The sequence below is a fragment of the Paenibacillus sp. MMO-58 genome (assembly GCF_037146255.1).
Lineage (GTDB): Bacteria > Bacillota > Bacilli > Paenibacillales > Paenibacillaceae > Pristimantibacillus.
The window spans coordinates 103,151-117,948 of record NZ_JBBCVY010000004.1 but is presented as its reverse complement, the minus strand read 5'-3'; the positions used below and the strand labels follow the sequence as shown (position 1 = coordinate 117,948).

Sequence of the window (14,798 nt, the reverse complement as noted above, 5' to 3'; positions counted from 1 at the left end):
ACAGTATATACACAGTGATGCTGCGCAGTCAACAGATTTTACCATTTTGACAAAAAAAGAGAGCGCGCCTCATGATCTGAGACACACTCTCTCTTTTTGGAAAACAATCTACCAGCCAAAAATCGCATCAATAACCGGCTTTGTATGACCGCCCGGATACATCATATAGAGAAGAATATACACGGCAACGCCTGTAATCGCCGTAAAGAACCAAATAACCGAGGTAACTTTCCCCCACTTCCTGTGCTTCGCGTATTTCTCCCTGAAGCCCAGCACAAGTGTTGTTATGCCAAATACGGCTGCAACCGTTGCAAGAACGATATGGAACAACAAGAAGGTTAAGTAATAAGGCTTTAAGCTATCCGGTCCGCCCCATTCCGTATTACCGACAAGAACGGTCCGGGACGAATAGATGATGAAGAAGATGAGCGCGGCAATCGCCGCGGCAATCATCACTTTCTTATGTTGATCGAGCCTCCGCTTAATAGCCAGATTCCAGCCGATCGCGACCAGAATCGCGCTTATGACGATAAAGCTCGTACTGATCGTAGGAAAAATTGTGTACTTATCCAATGCTATCCCACCTAAAAAATATTATCCGCTCTATTATACCGTGCCTTTGTTCATGTTGGGTAGCTCAATGGGAGCTTCATTTGTCGCATTTGTTACATCGTCATCCTTATGCTCGCGTTTGAACCAGTGGAAGAAGATATAAGCCAGAATGACGCCATACATGAACTCCTGCAGCAGCTTCATGACGATACCGCCAAGCTGCTGATCCTCCTCCGGACTTGCCAGAAGGTTAAAGAATTGTGGCCCGTCGAACAGCGCAAGCAGCTGGGAGGGATCACTTACGCAATAGCCCATAGCCTTCACCCAAGTATCGGGATCGCTATATACCGCATACATCGGCGTGCTTGCGAAAATAATAAAAGCACAAGCCGGCGTCAGGAGTACGCCGTTAGCAAATACATAGGCCATCTTCTTCAGATCGGTAAGACGATTCCATTCCGGTACCGGATTCGCAATCTGAGCCCACATCAACATGGCAGCAACGAGCAAGATGAAATAAACAAGCCGGTGCAGCCAGAAATGCGTCATGACATAATCGTTAAGAAGCGGTACATGGTAGAGCGAGAACAACATGTTAAACGTTAAAATTGCAGCAATCGGATGCGTCATAAAGCGCAGCTTTTTCCAGCCTTGGGCAGCAAAAATTCTCTGCCAGATGAAAGCGGGCACCGAGAGCAGCAGCATTGGCGGCACAATCAAATAAGAGACGGACATGTCGATCATATGGAACGTAAACATCATGTGACCCAGCAGGCTAAACGGGCCTCCCTGCACGAGGTAGAACATGACCGCTGCGCTCACAAACATGATTTTCTGCCAGACTGTTGCCTTATCCGTGTGCGGTGCATGCTTCTCCCGCCATGGTCCAATCAGATAGAAGTAGAGAATCACAACGGCGATCATGAAGAACAGAAACCATGGGGTCCACAACTCTTCAAAGCTGAAATACTTTAAGCCAAGCATCGATGGCAGCTCCTTTCAAATATCTGCAAAAAAGGAGGGCCCGTAACTGTGTTGGGGACCCTCCTCTTTTCAATTATGCAATAACGTTACCACCAAGCCCAATATTCTGCCATGATGACACACGTGAATACTACGAATACGCCAAACAGGATACCGATTATCGCGAACGTATGACCGCGATCCTTCATATGCATCCAGAACGCCATCTGTACAAATACTTGCAAGATTGCGCAGCCGATAAGAATGATGTAGATGAAGTCGGTGTTAATCTCACCGCCGGCGACAGCCGCGAAAGCGATCAATGTCAACAGGATCGAGAAGATAAAGGCAACGATGTGTTTCTTAGGTCCTTCAACCTTATGACGAACCGGACGTTGTTCCTCCGTGGTATGATTGCTTGCCATGGATTAGCCCACCTTTCCCATCAGGTAAACGACGGTGAAGATAAATACCCAGACAACGTCGATGAAGTGCCAGTAGATGCCGGCAACGTATGCTTTTGGAGCAGTTGTAACCGTCAGGCCTTTCTTCAGCAATTGTCCGATCAGAAGCGAGATCCACACGATACCAAACGCTACGTGAGCGCCATGGAAGCCAACCAATGTGTAGAACGAGGAGCTGAAGGCGCTCGTTGTAAATCCGTGTCCCTCATGAACGTAATTCGAGAACTCGTAAATCTCCAGGCCAAGGAAGCCAAGACCCAAAATAACCGTAACGACCAGCCACCAGACCATTGCTTTTACCTTTTGCAGGTGTAGAGCTTGAGTTGCGAATACGCTCGTAAGCGAGGAAGTCAGGAGCAAGCCGGTTGCAAGCGCAACGAGCGGAAGCTCGAACAGCTCTTGCGATTTGGGACCGTCAAGCACTTGGTCGCGGAGAGCAAGGAACGCCGAGAAGAGCGTTCCGAACAATACCGTTTCCGCGCCAAGGAATAACCAGAAACCAAGAATCTTATTGCGACCCTCGAGGGTTGCTTTTTCAGGCTCATGAGGCAATTGGCCTTCAGTATGGGAATGTGCACTCATGCTTTAACCCCCTTATCTTGCAATTCTTCTGGTTCGATATGGAAGCCGTGATCATCGATCAGGGAACGGATAATCATACACGTAAATGTAATGATCAGACCGATACCGCCTACAACGAATCCTGCTTCAATACCTGCGATTTTACCCCATTCGCCATGCGAGTACATGAGACCAAGACCTGTAATAAACAAGCCGATCGCCATAAACAATGGCAGAATAGACGGGGATGGCATATGGATCGAACCGATCGGTTCAGCCGGTGTCATTTCTTTATGACCATCCATTTTTTCTTTCCAATATGCATCATAACCGCGTACAAGCGGAGTTTGCTTGAAGTTGTATTCCGGAGCCGGCGAAGGGATCGTCCACTCCAATGTACGGCCGTCTTCCCATGGATCATTTGCTGCATTTTTGGGTTTGAACGCCGTAATGACAACATTCAGAAGGAAGAAGATCGTACCCAGACCCATCAGCATTGCTCCGATTGTACTGATCAAGTTCAGTTCGTTAAAGCCCAGACCGTCCAGATAAGTCCAGATCCGGCGTGGCATACCCATGAGACCAAGGAAATGCTGTACGAAGAATGTCAGATGGAAGCCGATAAAGAATGTCCAGAACGTCAGCTTTGCCAATCCTTCGTTCAGCATGCGGCCAAACATCTTAGGCCACCAGTAATGAAGACCGGCAAAGAGACCCAATACAAGACCGCCAACGATAACGTAGTGGAAATGCGCTACGACGAAGTAGGAATCGTGGTACTGGAAGTCGGCAGGAGCCGCAGCCAGCATGACACCGGTTACACCGCCCATAACGAACGTTGGTATAAATCCTACGGCAAACAGGTTTGCTGCCGTGAATTTAATCGAACCGCCCCACAGCGTGAACAGCCAGTTAAAGATTTTGATACCTGTCGGTACCGCGATCAGCATCGTTGCGATGGAGAACAAACCGTTCGCAACCGGTCCAAGACCTGTCGTGAACATGTGATGCGCCCATACCATGAAGCCCAAGAAACCGATCAAGATCGTAGCGAAGACCATTGAGCTGTAACCGAACAACCGTTTACGCGAGAACGTGCTGACAACCTCGGAGATAACACCGAATGCCGGCAGGATCAGGATATAAACTTCAGGATGCCCGAAGATCCAGAAAATATGCTCCCAGAGAACGGCATTACCGCCGCCGGAAGGATCAAAGAAGTTAGCGTCGAATATGCGGTCGAACATGAGGGCCGCAAGGCCAACCGTCAGTGCAGGGAATGCGAACAGGATCAGTGCCGAAGTAATGAATACGGACCAAGTAAACATCGGCATGCGCATGAAGGTCATTCCCGGAGCGCGCATATTAATAATTGTTACCAAGAAGTTGATACCGCCGACCAGCGTACCGATACCCGCAATCTGCAAGCCAAGCACATAGTAGTCAAAACCGTGGTCGCCGTTAAATGTAGTGCCCGAAAGCGGTGCGTAAGCCGTCCAGCCGCCATCCGGTGCAGCGCCAGTAAACCAGCTGACATTCAGCAGGACTGCGCCAAAGAAGAAAGTCCAGAAACCAATTGCGTTTACGAATGGGTACGCAACGTCGCGTGCGCCAATCTGCAGCGGTACAATCGCGTTCATCAATGCGAAGATGACTGGCATCGCTGCAAGGAAGATCATTGTAGTACCGTGCATCGTAAGCAGCTCGTTATATGTATCCGCGCTAACGAAATCGTTAAGCGGTTTCCACAGCTGAATCCGAATGAGAAGTGCTTCCAACCCGCCGACCAGGAAGAAAAAACCGCCGGCGATTAAATACAAAATACCGATTTTTTTGTGGTCAACCGTTGTCAGCCAGTCCATCAGGCCGGAATAACGTTTAACCGCATGTCCATGAGCCAAGGTAGGTACCTCCTTTAATCACCGATGATTATTGTTGATAGTCGAGAGTCAATTCCGATAAATATTTAGAAATTCCGTCAAGCTCTTGTTGAGTAAGATCAACCTTAGGCATCAGCGTGCCAGGTTTTACAGCCGACGGATCTTCAATCCAGCGATGCAGGTTGTCGTAAGTCGAACCTTCGTTGGAATATTTCGGATCATCAGTGTTAACGAGAATACCACCGACAGTCTCACGGCTGCCGATACCAGTCAGGTTAGGGAATGCCGGACCGCCTTGATCGCCTACAGCGTGGCAAGTCAGACATTTGCTGACAAATGCTTCTTTAATAGCTGGGTCGCTTGGAAGCGCAACCGGAGCTTGCAAAGCAGCAGTCCAACGGTCAAACGAAGCCTCGTCCACCGATTTCACTTTAAAGTCCATTAAGCCGTGCGAAGGTCCGCAAAGCTCGGCGCATTTACCTAAGTAAACGCCTTCTTTTGGAGCCGAGAAGTACATGATGTTTACGTTAGCTCCAGGGTTAGCATCGATTTTACCGGCAAGAGACGGAATCCAGAACGAGTGAAGAACGTCTGCTGATTTCGCTTCGATGGAGATCGTCTTGCCTTTAGGAATTACCAATTCCTGTGCAGTCTTAATTCCGAGTTCAGGATACTCGAATTCCCACCAATATTGGTGAGCGGTTACAACAACCTTAACCGCCTCCGGATCTTTTGTGTGATCCTTTGAGAGGTTAAATACCGATTGGATAGTTGGTACGCCCAGGATGATCAACAGGATAATCGGAATGACTGTCCAGATAATCTCCAGCTTATGGTTACCTTCCACTTGTTTCGGAATGGTGTTGTCGCCGGGACGTCTGCGGAAACGAATAATTACATAGAAAGAAATCGCAAACACGACCACAATCACGATGAGCATGATTGAAATCGCCAGCTTCATCAGTCCGAACTGCTCTTCCGCTACAGGACCTTGGGGCCTCAGCGTGGACAAGTCACTTCGTCCGCATGCCGACAGCACGAGCACCATCAAGGCCAGAAGCGGTGCAAGCTTTCTAAAAAACTGCCACCGATTCATCAATAATCAACCCCACTTTTGACGTTTTCGCAGATGCTAACATCTTAGTAATAATGCGGCAAACTGCGTGTTTCACAGATGTTATGACAACTACTGGAACTAAATCACTTAATTAAATATAAAGTTGCTGTACTTATTTGTCAATGTTCCACAGAGAGTTCACAAATTGTTCTCAAAGCTGTCAAAAACTCAGGTTTTTCACGGTTTCGCGGCTTTGACAAAGTGATTATAAACGTGCTACCAAACACGGTTTCCCTACCCTACATTGTGCACCAAACCCATGGTCAATTATGTATGGAGGCCAAAGTGTATATTTCATCGTTCCCTACAAACCCTATTCCTATAACTGCCCGAATGGAGGCTGATTACCCATGAACAAACGAGTATCCGGATTATTGATGATTTCTTGTTTATTGATAAGCATGACTGCAGCCTGCGGTTACCAGAAGAACATCCAAAGCAGCGACCACGATTATGGAAGCCGGAAAACCGGCGACGCCAAAATGCTCGGCGGCAAAATGTACGGCACTTCTTCCGCCAACAATCCGCGCCAGCACGACAATGCCTTTTTCGAATACAGCAACAAACTCTCTAATGAAGTATCCAAGCTTGGGGGGGTCGGCTCGGCGATCGTCATGCTGACCGACAAGAACGCTTATGTAGGCCTTGCTCTCGATTGGTCGGCCGTTGGCACCAAAAGCGCTGGGCATACCGACGAACAGGACCGCAGCGGTTCAAGCGAGGGCGTATACAATCATGACACCGGCAGTCAACGCTGGGATAACCGGCACCTGGTGACGCCGTATAACTCCCTCTTCACCGTTAATGACCACAGCATGCTGTCAGAAGAACTGAAGCAGACCGTAGCCGTGAAGGTCAGGGAGCTTGCTCCGGCTGTCCAGGAAGTGCATATCTCGGCCAACATGGACTTTGTGAATGAGCTTAACGAATACGCAAAAGAAGCCTGGATGAATCATTCCCTTACTCCATGGCTGCAGGACTTCAACACTCTGGTGAAATACCAGTTTGCGGGCGGAGATATCATGCCGCAGAAGATTAAGGATTACGACAATATGCGCGCCAAACAAAAAAACGGACAATCCATTATTCCTACCCATTAAAGGATTTCCAAAAAAATCTCTTCTATTATATATGCAAAAAGGATCAGGTTACCCTGATCCTTTTCATTTGATTCACATTCCGCTGGATAAGCAGTCCGCAGCAAGCCCCGATAAACGACAAAGCCGACATGCACGCGTATAAAGCAGGCCCCCCTATCCAGTCAAAGAGCCAGCCCCCCACCGTCGAGGAAATAATACTCGATATCCCAAACAGCAGCATTGCGAGTATAGTTTGTCCGGTCGCTTTCCACTGCTCCGGAATTAAGGTGTACAGATATTGAATGGATGCCGCATAGAACAGGACAAACGAAACGCCTTGCAGAAGCTGCAGCCACACAATCGCAACCGGATTATCCCACCAAGCCGATAGGGCAAACCGCAGCACATAAAAAAACGCCGCTATGGAGATGACCTGCAGCTCCTTGCCCGGCTTGATGAACCGGTTGATTAGAGCGAAGAATACGACTTCAGCCAGTGTCATAATAAACCAGGCTAATCCAACCATCCCTACCCCGCCGCCAAGGCTTTGCACGTACAACCCGACGTAACTGTCATTCATGCGGTGCGGAATAGCGATCAGAAGCACAAGCAGCAGAAACTGTACGGTGCGCTTGTCCTTTAAGAAGGGCTTCATATCCCGCCAAGCCACCGGTTTAACGGCTGCCGGAGTTTCGGGCAGCATGGCGCAAAGCACAAAGGCAAGAACGCCATAGGCGGCAAACAAGTACTTAAAGCTGCCCATTCCGTACCGGTCGCCAACATACCCTAGTATAAAGGAAGCGACAGCATAACCAAGCGCGCCGTACATCCGGACGGTACCAAAGCCAACCCCCGCTTTTTCCGCCAAGCGGTAATTCATGCTCTCGGTTAACGGATCGGCCGGCATCAGGAAGAAGTACATCGCCGCCGTAAGCGCAAATGCGGCTGGCATAAGCGATATCGAGAATAGCGCCATTCCAAGTCCCATAGAAGCAATGAGCAGGATCAAGAGCACAGCCTTGACCGTTTTATATTTATCGCTGATCATTCCCCAGAGGGGCTGCGAGACCACTCCGACGATGCTTCCCGTCCCTAGAATAACCCCGATCTCCGATGCCGTAATGCCTTTTGCTGCAAAGTATAACGGCAGGAACGACAGAAACATCGCAAACATCGAGAAATAGAAGAAGTTATATCCCTTAAGCAAAACAAGCTTCATATCTTATCTTTCATCCCTTCATTAAACCTGAACCCATCATACCCTATTTAAATGAAGGAATACATTCGAAACTTGCTTAGCGAAGCGGAGCAAACCCTTCAATCTCGGAAAGAATTTCATCTGCGCGAGCAAGCACCTCGTCCGTTAGCACCAGATCGACGGCTTTGAGGTTCTCTTCGATTTGCGACGGGCGGCTTGAACCGATGATTGCGGAGCTTACACCCGGCTGGCGCAGCACCCAGGCTAACGCAAATTGCGATAAGGTACCGCCGATTTCGCCCGCTAGCTGCTCCAGCTTTTGAACGCAGGCCAATACATCCTCCCGCATATAGCTATTGATGACAAAGTTCGTGCGGTCATTCGCCGCGCGGCTGCCTGACGGGGCAGCTTGTCCCGGTTTGTATTTCCCCGTTAATACGCCCTGCGCCAATGGAGAGAACACGACTTGCCCGAGTCCCTCTCTTTCGCTTACCGGCAGCACTTCCTTCTCGATATAACGCTCAATCATATTGTAGATCGGCTGGTTGGAGACTAAAGGGCGAAGACCAAGGCGTTTGCCGATTCCAACCGCATCGGTGATTTGCGCGCCAGTCCACTCGCTGATGCCCGCATAGAGAACTTTGCCGGAAGCAACCAGATCGTCCAATGCACGGAGAGTCTCTTCCACCGGGGTCTCCGGATCATAGCGGTGGCACTGGTATAGGTCAATGTAATCCGCGCCGAGACGCTTTAAGCTGGCATCGCATTGCTCCATTATATGTTTGCGCGACAGACCGCGGTCATTAGGGCCGGCGTCCATCGGAAAATAAACCTTGGTAGCCAGCACGTAGCTGCTGCGCCGGAATTCCTTAAGCGCTTCGCCCATTACTTTTTCGGCCTCTCCCCGGTTATAGGCATTTGCCGTATCAAAAAAGTTAATTCCGTTCTCATACGCATACCGGATGCATTCTCTTGCCGTATCTTTCTCCGTTGCGTCGCCATAAGTAAGCCAACTTCCAAGACCAATCTCGCTTACCTTTAATCCGCTGCTACCGAGTCTTCTGTATTTCATCCTTTGACTCCTCCTCGCCTGATCTCTATCAAGGCTAAGTGTAAGGCAGGCCGTATTCTTTTTAAAGTAGTGAATGTTTTTTTAATTTATTATTTCTATTATATATACTATACTGGAGGTAACTTTGGCTCGTTAAGAAAGAAAGGAGCTTTAATGATCATGAATGCGAATAATTACATTCCGAAGGAACCAGAAACGATTGAATGCAATATCGAGAAAACGCTGGACGTTATAGGCGGCAAATGGGCATTTCTTGTGATCAGAGAGTTATTCTGCGGTACAAAAAGATTCGGCGAGCTTCAGCGTCTGATTCCGGCGGTTAGTCCGCGGGCACTGACCAGCACGCTTCGCCATCTGGAGGAAAAAGGCGTGCTTGAACGGCAGGTTTTCCCTACCGTACCCGTGACGGTTGAATATACGCTTACGCCAAAAGGTGAAGACCTGCATGCGATTCTGAAGCAAATGAAGCTTTGGGCAGCCAAATGGACCTAACATTTTCTTACTTTTACTTGCTTTTTCTGGCGAGTGATTGTATACTTTAAAAGTTGTGTTATATTTAACCCCTGTATATCCCTCCAAAAAAACAGAAAAATTCATGATTTCCTCGAATTTCGATTTTTCTTTTTCTGTTAATTCCAATCCTTACGAACAGTAAGAACTTTGATTCACACTGGCGCGGTCTAGGAGCCGCAAGGACGGAAGAGAGGCAGGGCTTTCGTTGTTTTAAAGTATGCTTACAAGCTGCTTTGTCCGTTACACAAAGCAACCCAGAGTATGCGCAAGATGAACATCTCACACAAATCTTGTTGCAATTAACAAGGGATATGAACCACGCGGTCAGCATCATGCTGCAAGAAAGTATAAGCCGCCGAGGTTAAATATAAGGTACACAAGCCAACGGCACCCACTTATGGGTGCCGTTATCCATTTCTAGCCGTTTTTTTCTCTTGCCGCAAACCCTTTGCTGTACTCCTTGAAGCTCAGAAAGACGCATAACACAAGGAAGCAAATAAACAAGGTGGCACCAATATCGCCATAAATCCCCCGCACATTGCCAACCATCGTACCCGCAAGCACAGAGATGATCGCGCCGGCCAGCGTCAGCCATACCCCTATTCCGTAACCGGATATTTTCATATCGGGCGGCATACTCTTTTTCTTCCGGACGGCAAGTCCGATAAACAGGCTTCCAAGGAACAGGATCTGTACGCCAAACGATAACGGCAGCATGCCAAAAGCGTAAAATAACGAAACTTCATCCGTATTATCGAATGAAATGGCCGCCAGTATCGTAATGACGATCCCCATTGGCAAATTGATAAAATCGAATTTCTTTTTCTTCGTGTAGGACGCAATTCCTGTCAGGATGGCTATGTAGAGCGCGGCGTATTTGATCAGCAGGACCGGCACGTATAGCGATATAAGGAACAAGTCGATCCTGTCCAGGAAATCGGTAATGTGAATCTGCTGCACCAGAATCCAGCCTATGTAGAGAACCCTTGAGGAAAGAATCGGGCTTACGACGCTAACGACGCAAAATAGCCAGATCGTTAACATCATAGAGGAGTAAATGACGCCCATTTTCATCGCTATGTAGATATCGCGAGGCTTCCTTACATGATGCAGGAAGGAGCCGAATATGATCAAATCCGTGAAGGAGCCTAAGGCGAGCACTCCCCCTTTTAAAGGCTGGGCAATGCCGCCGCTTAGAAATGGCTTCAGCTTCTGCATATCAATCTCGTTCAACAGCAGCAGCGGCGTCAACACATAGAGGGAAAGAAATAACGTGATGAACACAACGTTCGTCCGGAACAAATGCTCCATGGACCCCCCAGCATAATAGGCCAATAGAAGCATCGTCATGAGCAATATGTAAATTTGCGGCGTTCGCAGCAGGATGGAAGAGCTGAAAAAGTCGCTGTATATGCGCAGCTGGCTAATTAAATCGAGCGTCAGATACGCAATTAATATCCCGTTCAGCAACCCTCCAAGCCATTTGCCGCAGGAATACTGCATCATTTCGTACATATTTTTTTCCGGGTTGAAGCGCATCAGCCTCCACAGCAAATACGCCATAAAGATGCCGTACGGAATCGGAAATAAATAGGCGTACCAAGCATCCTGTTCGGAAGCCATCGTAATAGCTGTTGGCATCGTATTCATATTGGAAGCAATCAGCAATGATCCAACAAGCATTGACATTTGTAAGGTCGTAACTTTCATCCGGTCCTGCATTCTAGACCCCCTGCCCTCTCATCAGAACGTAAATGCCCATGACCATTGCCCGCATGAAGGTAATGTTCATAATGGAGTATATTTTGTGGTTGACGCAGAAAACGATTAACAGGGCGATGACACCCACCACTGTGAAAAACATCGCCTTGCTTGATCCGTTTTTCATGTTTTTCCATTTCACCATCGCCGTGCCAATCACTAGAAAGATCACAAAAACGATAAACCCTAAATCCATTTATTGATCCTTCCTTCCCAGATTCTCGCTGGTCATCCCGAACCTGTACAGGTTCGCCGTTGCAGAAACTTCGAATTTAACCTTTGGGAAAATCGTATCCCAATTGTTGCGGTATTGCTTAGTCCATATTTGAGGATAAGCACGGTATACGTGAAGTCCAAATCCGACGGCATCGCAATTGGCATGCTGCATGCTATCCAACGCGAGCTTGATGTCTTCCACCACCCGCTTGGACACCAGTTGCTCGATCTGCTTGCGCTGCTCGTAATCGTCATAGTTTCTGTTCAGGTTCCTGTCTTCGTTAACGCTGACTTTCACTTTCGAATGAATACGAAAGGTAATATTGTCATTCTGAATGATTGGATTAATAGAAATCTTAGCTTCATTGATGGCTAATGTAAGGTAATTTCCTTGGTCGCTAAAGGTCTCGTCGTATTTACGGAATTGTTGATTGAGCAGCCTGAGGCCAATAGCCGTGCTCCCTTTTGCTACCCCTGTCATTTTGCCGTCATTCGTTAACGCAAAACCTTCGATGAGAACATCCTCCGCCTCGGAGCCTTTAATCCTTGTCTTTACTTTCTCTACATAAGGGAAAAAGGCATCCTCGCCAACCGCGATAATTTTGCTGATGATGTCCTTCACGGATATCCGTACGCTCGCCTCGGATTGAAGCAGCTCCCGCATCGATTCCGCGGAGAAGCGTTCAAGACGCGTATCGGCATTCAATACATCAACCGCTTTGCCTTTTGTTATGGCTATAAAGGCGGTTAGCCGATTTTCCGGCGTACGGGTCAAGGCATCGATAACCGTTTTTACCCCTTCGGTCCTTGCCAGGTCCTCACCAATAATAATGACGCGCCGATGACCGAAAAACAGATGTCTTGGCAGGCGGAACTGGAGCTTCGAGACCGCTTCGCGAACCGTTTTGCCGGTTTCGGTCTTGATGGCGAACGGCTTTTGCCCGCCGGAGCCGCCTCCGCCACCCATACTTCCCATATTGCCTGGAAGCGGAATAAGGACGCTAACCCTGAAGCTGTCGCCTTCTTTATCGATGGCGCTAGCCAACACAAAAGCGACGTCGTTGATTTCACGCCGATCCCAACAGCCCGTCAGCGTGAGGAGCATGCCTATACACACACTGATGGAAACCAAACGCCATAATCGGATTATTTTCATACGGATATAGGACACTCCTCTCCTGCTTATTCGGGCTGAGGACGCTGGCGTTGAAGATTGTCGGGAGTCAAATATTTCGGACGCCTCCGCATCTTCCACCAAGGCGCGCGAACCATGACATCTTTCATATCGCTTAGATCAACCGGCGTAACCGGGGCCAGATAAGGAATGCCAAACGTCGTCAGCTTTGCCAAGTGACCAACAACAACCATTGCCGCGATCATGACCCCAAGCAAGCCAAAGACCGAAGCGAGCAGCATGATTGGAAAACGGAGCATCCGAATGGCGATCGCCGCATTGTAGCGGGGCAAAGTAAAGGAAGCGATACCTGTCATCGAGACCACGATAACCATTGCGGCAGACACGATACCGGCCTGAACCGCCGCCTGGCCAACCACAAGCGCTCCCAGGATACTGACGGCCTGACCGACAATTCGGGGCAGCCGTACGCCCGCTTCGCGAAGCGCCTCGAAGGCGATCTCCATAATTAACGCTTCCACGACGGCGGGGAAAGGAATCGCTTCGCGCGAGGCCGCGATGCTTAGCAGCAGGTTGGTCGGAATCATCTCCGGATGATAGGTAGAAACCGCGATATACAATGCCGGGGAAAACAAGGCGACAAACAAACTGAATAATCTCAGCCACCGCAATAAAGTGCCTACCATAAACCGCTCATAATAATCCTCGCTTGCCTGCAGCCACTGCCAGAAGCCAAACGGAGCGATCAAGGCAAAAGGCGTGCCGTCTACAAGGATGGCAACCCGGCCTTCCAGAAGCGATGCCGCCACCGTGTCCGGACGTTCCGTCGTTTGCACTTGAGGGAACGGAGAGAAGCCTTGATCCTGGATAAACTCCTCGATATAACCGCTCTCCAATATGCCGTCGATATGAATCCGGCTTAAGCGGTCTTCCACTTCTTGCAGCAGCTTGGGGTTAACGATTCCGGCCATATAGGTAAGGATTACGTTCGTATTCGTCTCGGTTCCGATAACGAAGGACTTCATCTTGAGCCGCGGCGACTTGATCTTGCTTCGCACAAGCGATGTATTCGTACGGAGATGCTCATTAAAGCCTTCGCGCGGACCACGAACGACGGTTTCCGTCTCGGGTTCGGCTACGCTGCGGCGGATGCCGCCTCTGAGGCCTAGGCAGACCGCAGTATCTTGCCCGTCAACGAACAGCACGCTGTCACCCGACAACAGGTTGGTAAGCAGCTCTTTGTAGAACTGAATCTTGGAGGCTTGGGCAACCGGAAGCGTATGCTCGGTTATCAAGTCAATGGTAAACTCGCCGCCCTCAAGGATCATAAGCGCCTTCATCGCCGCATCCACGGCACTGGTCGTAACCATCCCGTCCACATAGCAGAGCAGAGCCTTGGGACCATTTTCGATCTCGAATTCGCGCATGACGATATCCGAGCTGTCTTTAAAGAGCTCCTCCATAATTTTGCCGTTCGCTTCAAGAGTTGGCCGGATGGGCACATCCTGGAACTTGTTAATCGCGTGATGATCCAATTTTCCTTCGGGTAAGCTTCTGACTTTGGTTTTCGTCGGCACTGTTGTCACCACCGTTCATTAATATAGGTTATGATTACCTATTTCGCCTAAATTATGATGAGCGTTCTCTTCTGCATGATTCGGCGCCCAAAGCGCAACCTATTGCTTAGGAAGGGAGGGAATGAACCATGACATCGCCAAAAAACCGCCGCGAGAACGCTTGGAAGCAGCGTAAGCATACGCAGCATCCAACGCATGGCAAAGTGAAATCCTTCGATGAATTAAGCAAGGAAGTTGGACGGACTAATCCTAATGATGTAGAGATTTACTAAGGTGAGGTTGCTGCGCAGTTTGTGAAATACCGTTAGGATAAAGGTATACAGCCGCTGCACGGAAATAACGTTCTCCAATCGCTGTTGCCCCCGAATTTCTTCGATTATAATCCGCTTATTGCGGATGAAATTCGGGGGCAAAGGCGAACACTCTGTTTCTCCAGTACGTTATTTCCGCTTCGCTCCCTCACCTTTTCTTTTTTTGGGCCGTGTCGGCAGTCAGCTCACCCTGACTACCGATCTTACATAATGCTCAGTAAGCTTGTAACTGAGCTCCCCACCTTTTCTCAACACATATGGTTAAAAGGCAGACGGAGCATTTCGAATGATTCTGGAGAAGTGTAACGTTCGCTTTTGCTCGAGGATTCCCACCTTACCGTTGATTCAAGGAATCCTCGAGCAATGGCGATCGGAAGAACATTCGAATGCGCAGTTCGC

General features: G+C 48.9%; 15 protein-coding genes. 3 read left to right on the top strand and 12 right to left on the bottom strand.

Annotation, left to right across the window (positions count from 1 at the left end; translation table 11 throughout):
* Window positions 1–108: 108 nt before the first annotated feature.
* The 6 genes from WFJ73_RS14200 to coxB form a co-directional block, all read right to left on the bottom strand.
* Complete coding sequence (locus WFJ73_RS14200) at window positions 109–573, bottom strand: DUF420 domain-containing protein (RefSeq protein WP_015846848.1); 465 nt, start codon at window positions 571–573, stop codon at window positions 109–111.
* 33 nt (window positions 574–606) lie between these two features.
* Window positions 607–1,536: a cytochrome c oxidase assembly factor CtaG gene (gene ctaG / locus WFJ73_RS14195; RefSeq protein WP_336773687.1), complete on the bottom strand. Its 930-nt coding sequence runs from the start codon at window positions 1,534–1,536 to the stop codon at window positions 607–609.
* A gap of 86 nt (window positions 1,537–1,622) precedes the next feature.
* A complete protein-coding gene (locus WFJ73_RS14190) occupies window positions 1,623–1,940 on the bottom strand; it encodes a cytochrome C oxidase subunit IV family protein (RefSeq protein ID WP_015846850.1) in 318 nt (105 codons plus the stop codon).
* Window positions 1,941–1,943: 3 nt separating this feature from the next.
* Window positions 1,944–2,561, bottom strand: coding sequence for a cytochrome (ubi)quinol oxidase subunit III (locus WFJ73_RS14185; RefSeq protein WP_336773686.1), 618 nt, complete (start codon window positions 2,559–2,561; stop codon window positions 1,944–1,946).
* A complete protein-coding gene (gene ctaD / locus WFJ73_RS14180; RefSeq protein WP_336774013.1) occupies window positions 2,558–4,402 on the bottom strand; it encodes a cytochrome c oxidase subunit I in 1,845 nt (614 codons plus the stop codon). Before ctaD ends, WFJ73_RS14185 begins: the two co-directional genes overlap by 4 nt.
* A 67-nt stretch (window positions 4,403–4,469) precedes the next feature.
* Window positions 4,470–5,516, bottom strand: a complete 1,047-nt coding sequence (coxB, locus tag WFJ73_RS14175; protein ID WP_015846853.1) for a cytochrome c oxidase subunit II — start codon at window positions 5,514–5,516, stop codon at window positions 4,470–4,472.
* Window positions 5,517–5,887: 371 nt separating this feature from the next.
* On the opposite strand from coxB, the gene WFJ73_RS14170 reads away from it, so the two are divergent.
* Window positions 5,888–6,637 (top strand): hypothetical protein, encoded by a 750-nt coding sequence (locus WFJ73_RS14170; protein WP_336773685.1) that lies wholly within the window; start codon window positions 5,888–5,890, stop codon window positions 6,635–6,637.
* Window positions 6,638–6,680: 43 nt separating this feature from the next.
* Here the strand turns inward: WFJ73_RS14170 and WFJ73_RS14165 are convergent, their stop codons facing one another.
* Entirely contained in the window at window positions 6,681–7,835 is a 1,155-nt protein-coding gene (locus WFJ73_RS14165) for an MFS transporter (RefSeq protein ID WP_336773684.1), read from the bottom strand.
* Window positions 7,836–7,911: 76 nt separating this feature from the next.
* Window positions 7,912–8,886, bottom strand: coding sequence for an aldo/keto reductase family protein (locus WFJ73_RS14160; protein ID WP_336773683.1), 975 nt, complete (start codon window positions 8,884–8,886; stop codon window positions 7,912–7,914).
* Window positions 8,887–9,039: 153 nt separating this feature from the next.
* Between WFJ73_RS14160 and WFJ73_RS14155 the strand changes: the two genes are divergently transcribed.
* The gene (locus tag WFJ73_RS14155) at window positions 9,040–9,378 is read left to right on the top strand and encodes a winged helix-turn-helix transcriptional regulator (RefSeq protein ID WP_127495365.1); all 339 of its coding nucleotides are present in this window, start codon (window positions 9,040–9,042) and stop codon (window positions 9,376–9,378) included.
* 438 nt (window positions 9,379–9,816) lie between these two features.
* Here WFJ73_RS14155 and WFJ73_RS14150 read toward each other — a convergent pair whose 3' ends face one another.
* From WFJ73_RS14150 to WFJ73_RS14135, 4 genes are read right to left on the bottom strand one after another with little or no spacing between them, the layout of a single operon-like run.
* Complete coding sequence (locus WFJ73_RS14150; protein ID WP_336773682.1) at window positions 9,817–11,121, bottom strand: GerAB/ArcD/ProY family transporter; 1,305 nt, start codon at window positions 11,119–11,121, stop codon at window positions 9,817–9,819.
* 1 nt (window position 11,122) lies between these two features.
* Window positions 11,123–11,356 carry a hypothetical protein gene (locus WFJ73_RS14145; protein ID WP_248757883.1) on the bottom strand — a complete coding sequence of 78 codons (234 nt, stop codon included), beginning with the start codon at window positions 11,354–11,356 and terminating at the stop codon, window positions 11,123–11,125.
* Window positions 11,357–12,532: a Ger(x)C family spore germination protein gene (locus tag WFJ73_RS14140; protein WP_336773681.1), complete on the bottom strand. Its 1,176-nt coding sequence runs from the start codon at window positions 12,530–12,532 to the stop codon at window positions 11,357–11,359.
* A 26-nt stretch (window positions 12,533–12,558) separates the two neighbouring features.
* Window positions 12,559–14,088, bottom strand: a complete 1,530-nt coding sequence (locus WFJ73_RS14135; RefSeq protein WP_336773680.1) for a spore germination protein — start codon at window positions 14,086–14,088, stop codon at window positions 12,559–12,561.
* A gap of 128 nt (window positions 14,089–14,216) precedes the next feature.
* Here WFJ73_RS14135 and WFJ73_RS14130 point away from each other — a divergent pair, with 128 nt between their 5' ends.
* A complete protein-coding gene (locus tag WFJ73_RS14130) occupies window positions 14,217–14,360 on the top strand; it encodes a DUF6254 family protein (RefSeq protein WP_164775478.1) in 144 nt (47 codons plus the stop codon).
* Window positions 14,361–14,798 lie beyond the last annotated feature (438 nt).

Coding starts and splice junctions, on each gene's coding strand:
- ctaG (WP_336773687.1), bottom strand. CDS start 1,536: ATGCTTGGCTTAAAGTATTTCAGCTTTGAAGAGTTGTGGACCCCATGG.
- WFJ73_RS14190 (WP_015846850.1), bottom strand. CDS start 1,940: ATGGCAAGCAATCATACCACGGAGGAACAACGTCCGGTTCGTCATAAG.
- WFJ73_RS14185 (WP_336773686.1), bottom strand. CDS start 2,561: ATGAGTGCACATTCCCATACTGAAGGCCAATTGCCTCATGAGCCTGAA.
- ctaD (WP_336774013.1), bottom strand. CDS start 4,402: ATGGACTGGCTGACAACGGTTGACCACAAAAAAATCGGTATTTTGTAT.
- coxB (WP_015846853.1), bottom strand. CDS start 5,516: ATGAATCGGTGGCAGTTTTTTAGAAAGCTTGCACCGCTTCTGGCCTTG.
- WFJ73_RS14170 (WP_336773685.1), top strand. CDS start 5,888: ATGAACAAACGAGTATCCGGATTATTGATGATTTCTTGTTTATTGATA.
- WFJ73_RS14165 (WP_336773684.1), bottom strand. CDS start 7,835: ATGAAGCTTGTTTTGCTTAAGGGATATAACTTCTTCTATTTCTCGATG.
- WFJ73_RS14160 (WP_336773683.1), bottom strand. CDS start 8,886: ATGAAATACAGAAGACTCGGTAGCAGCGGATTAAAGGTAAGCGAGATT.
- WFJ73_RS14155 (WP_127495365.1), top strand. CDS start 9,040: ATGATCATGAATGCGAATAATTACATTCCGAAGGAACCAGAAACGATT.
- WFJ73_RS14150 (WP_336773682.1), bottom strand. CDS start 11,121: ATGCAGGACCGGATGAAAGTTACGACCTTACAAATGTCAATGCTTGTT.
- WFJ73_RS14145 (WP_248757883.1), bottom strand. CDS start 11,356: ATGGATTTAGGGTTTATCGTTTTTGTGATCTTTCTAGTGATTGGCACG.
- WFJ73_RS14140 (WP_336773681.1), bottom strand. CDS start 12,532: ATGAAAATAATCCGATTATGGCGTTTGGTTTCCATCAGTGTGTGTATA.
- WFJ73_RS14130 (WP_164775478.1), top strand. CDS start 14,217: ATGACATCGCCAAAAAACCGCCGCGAGAACGCTTGGAAGCAGCGTAAG.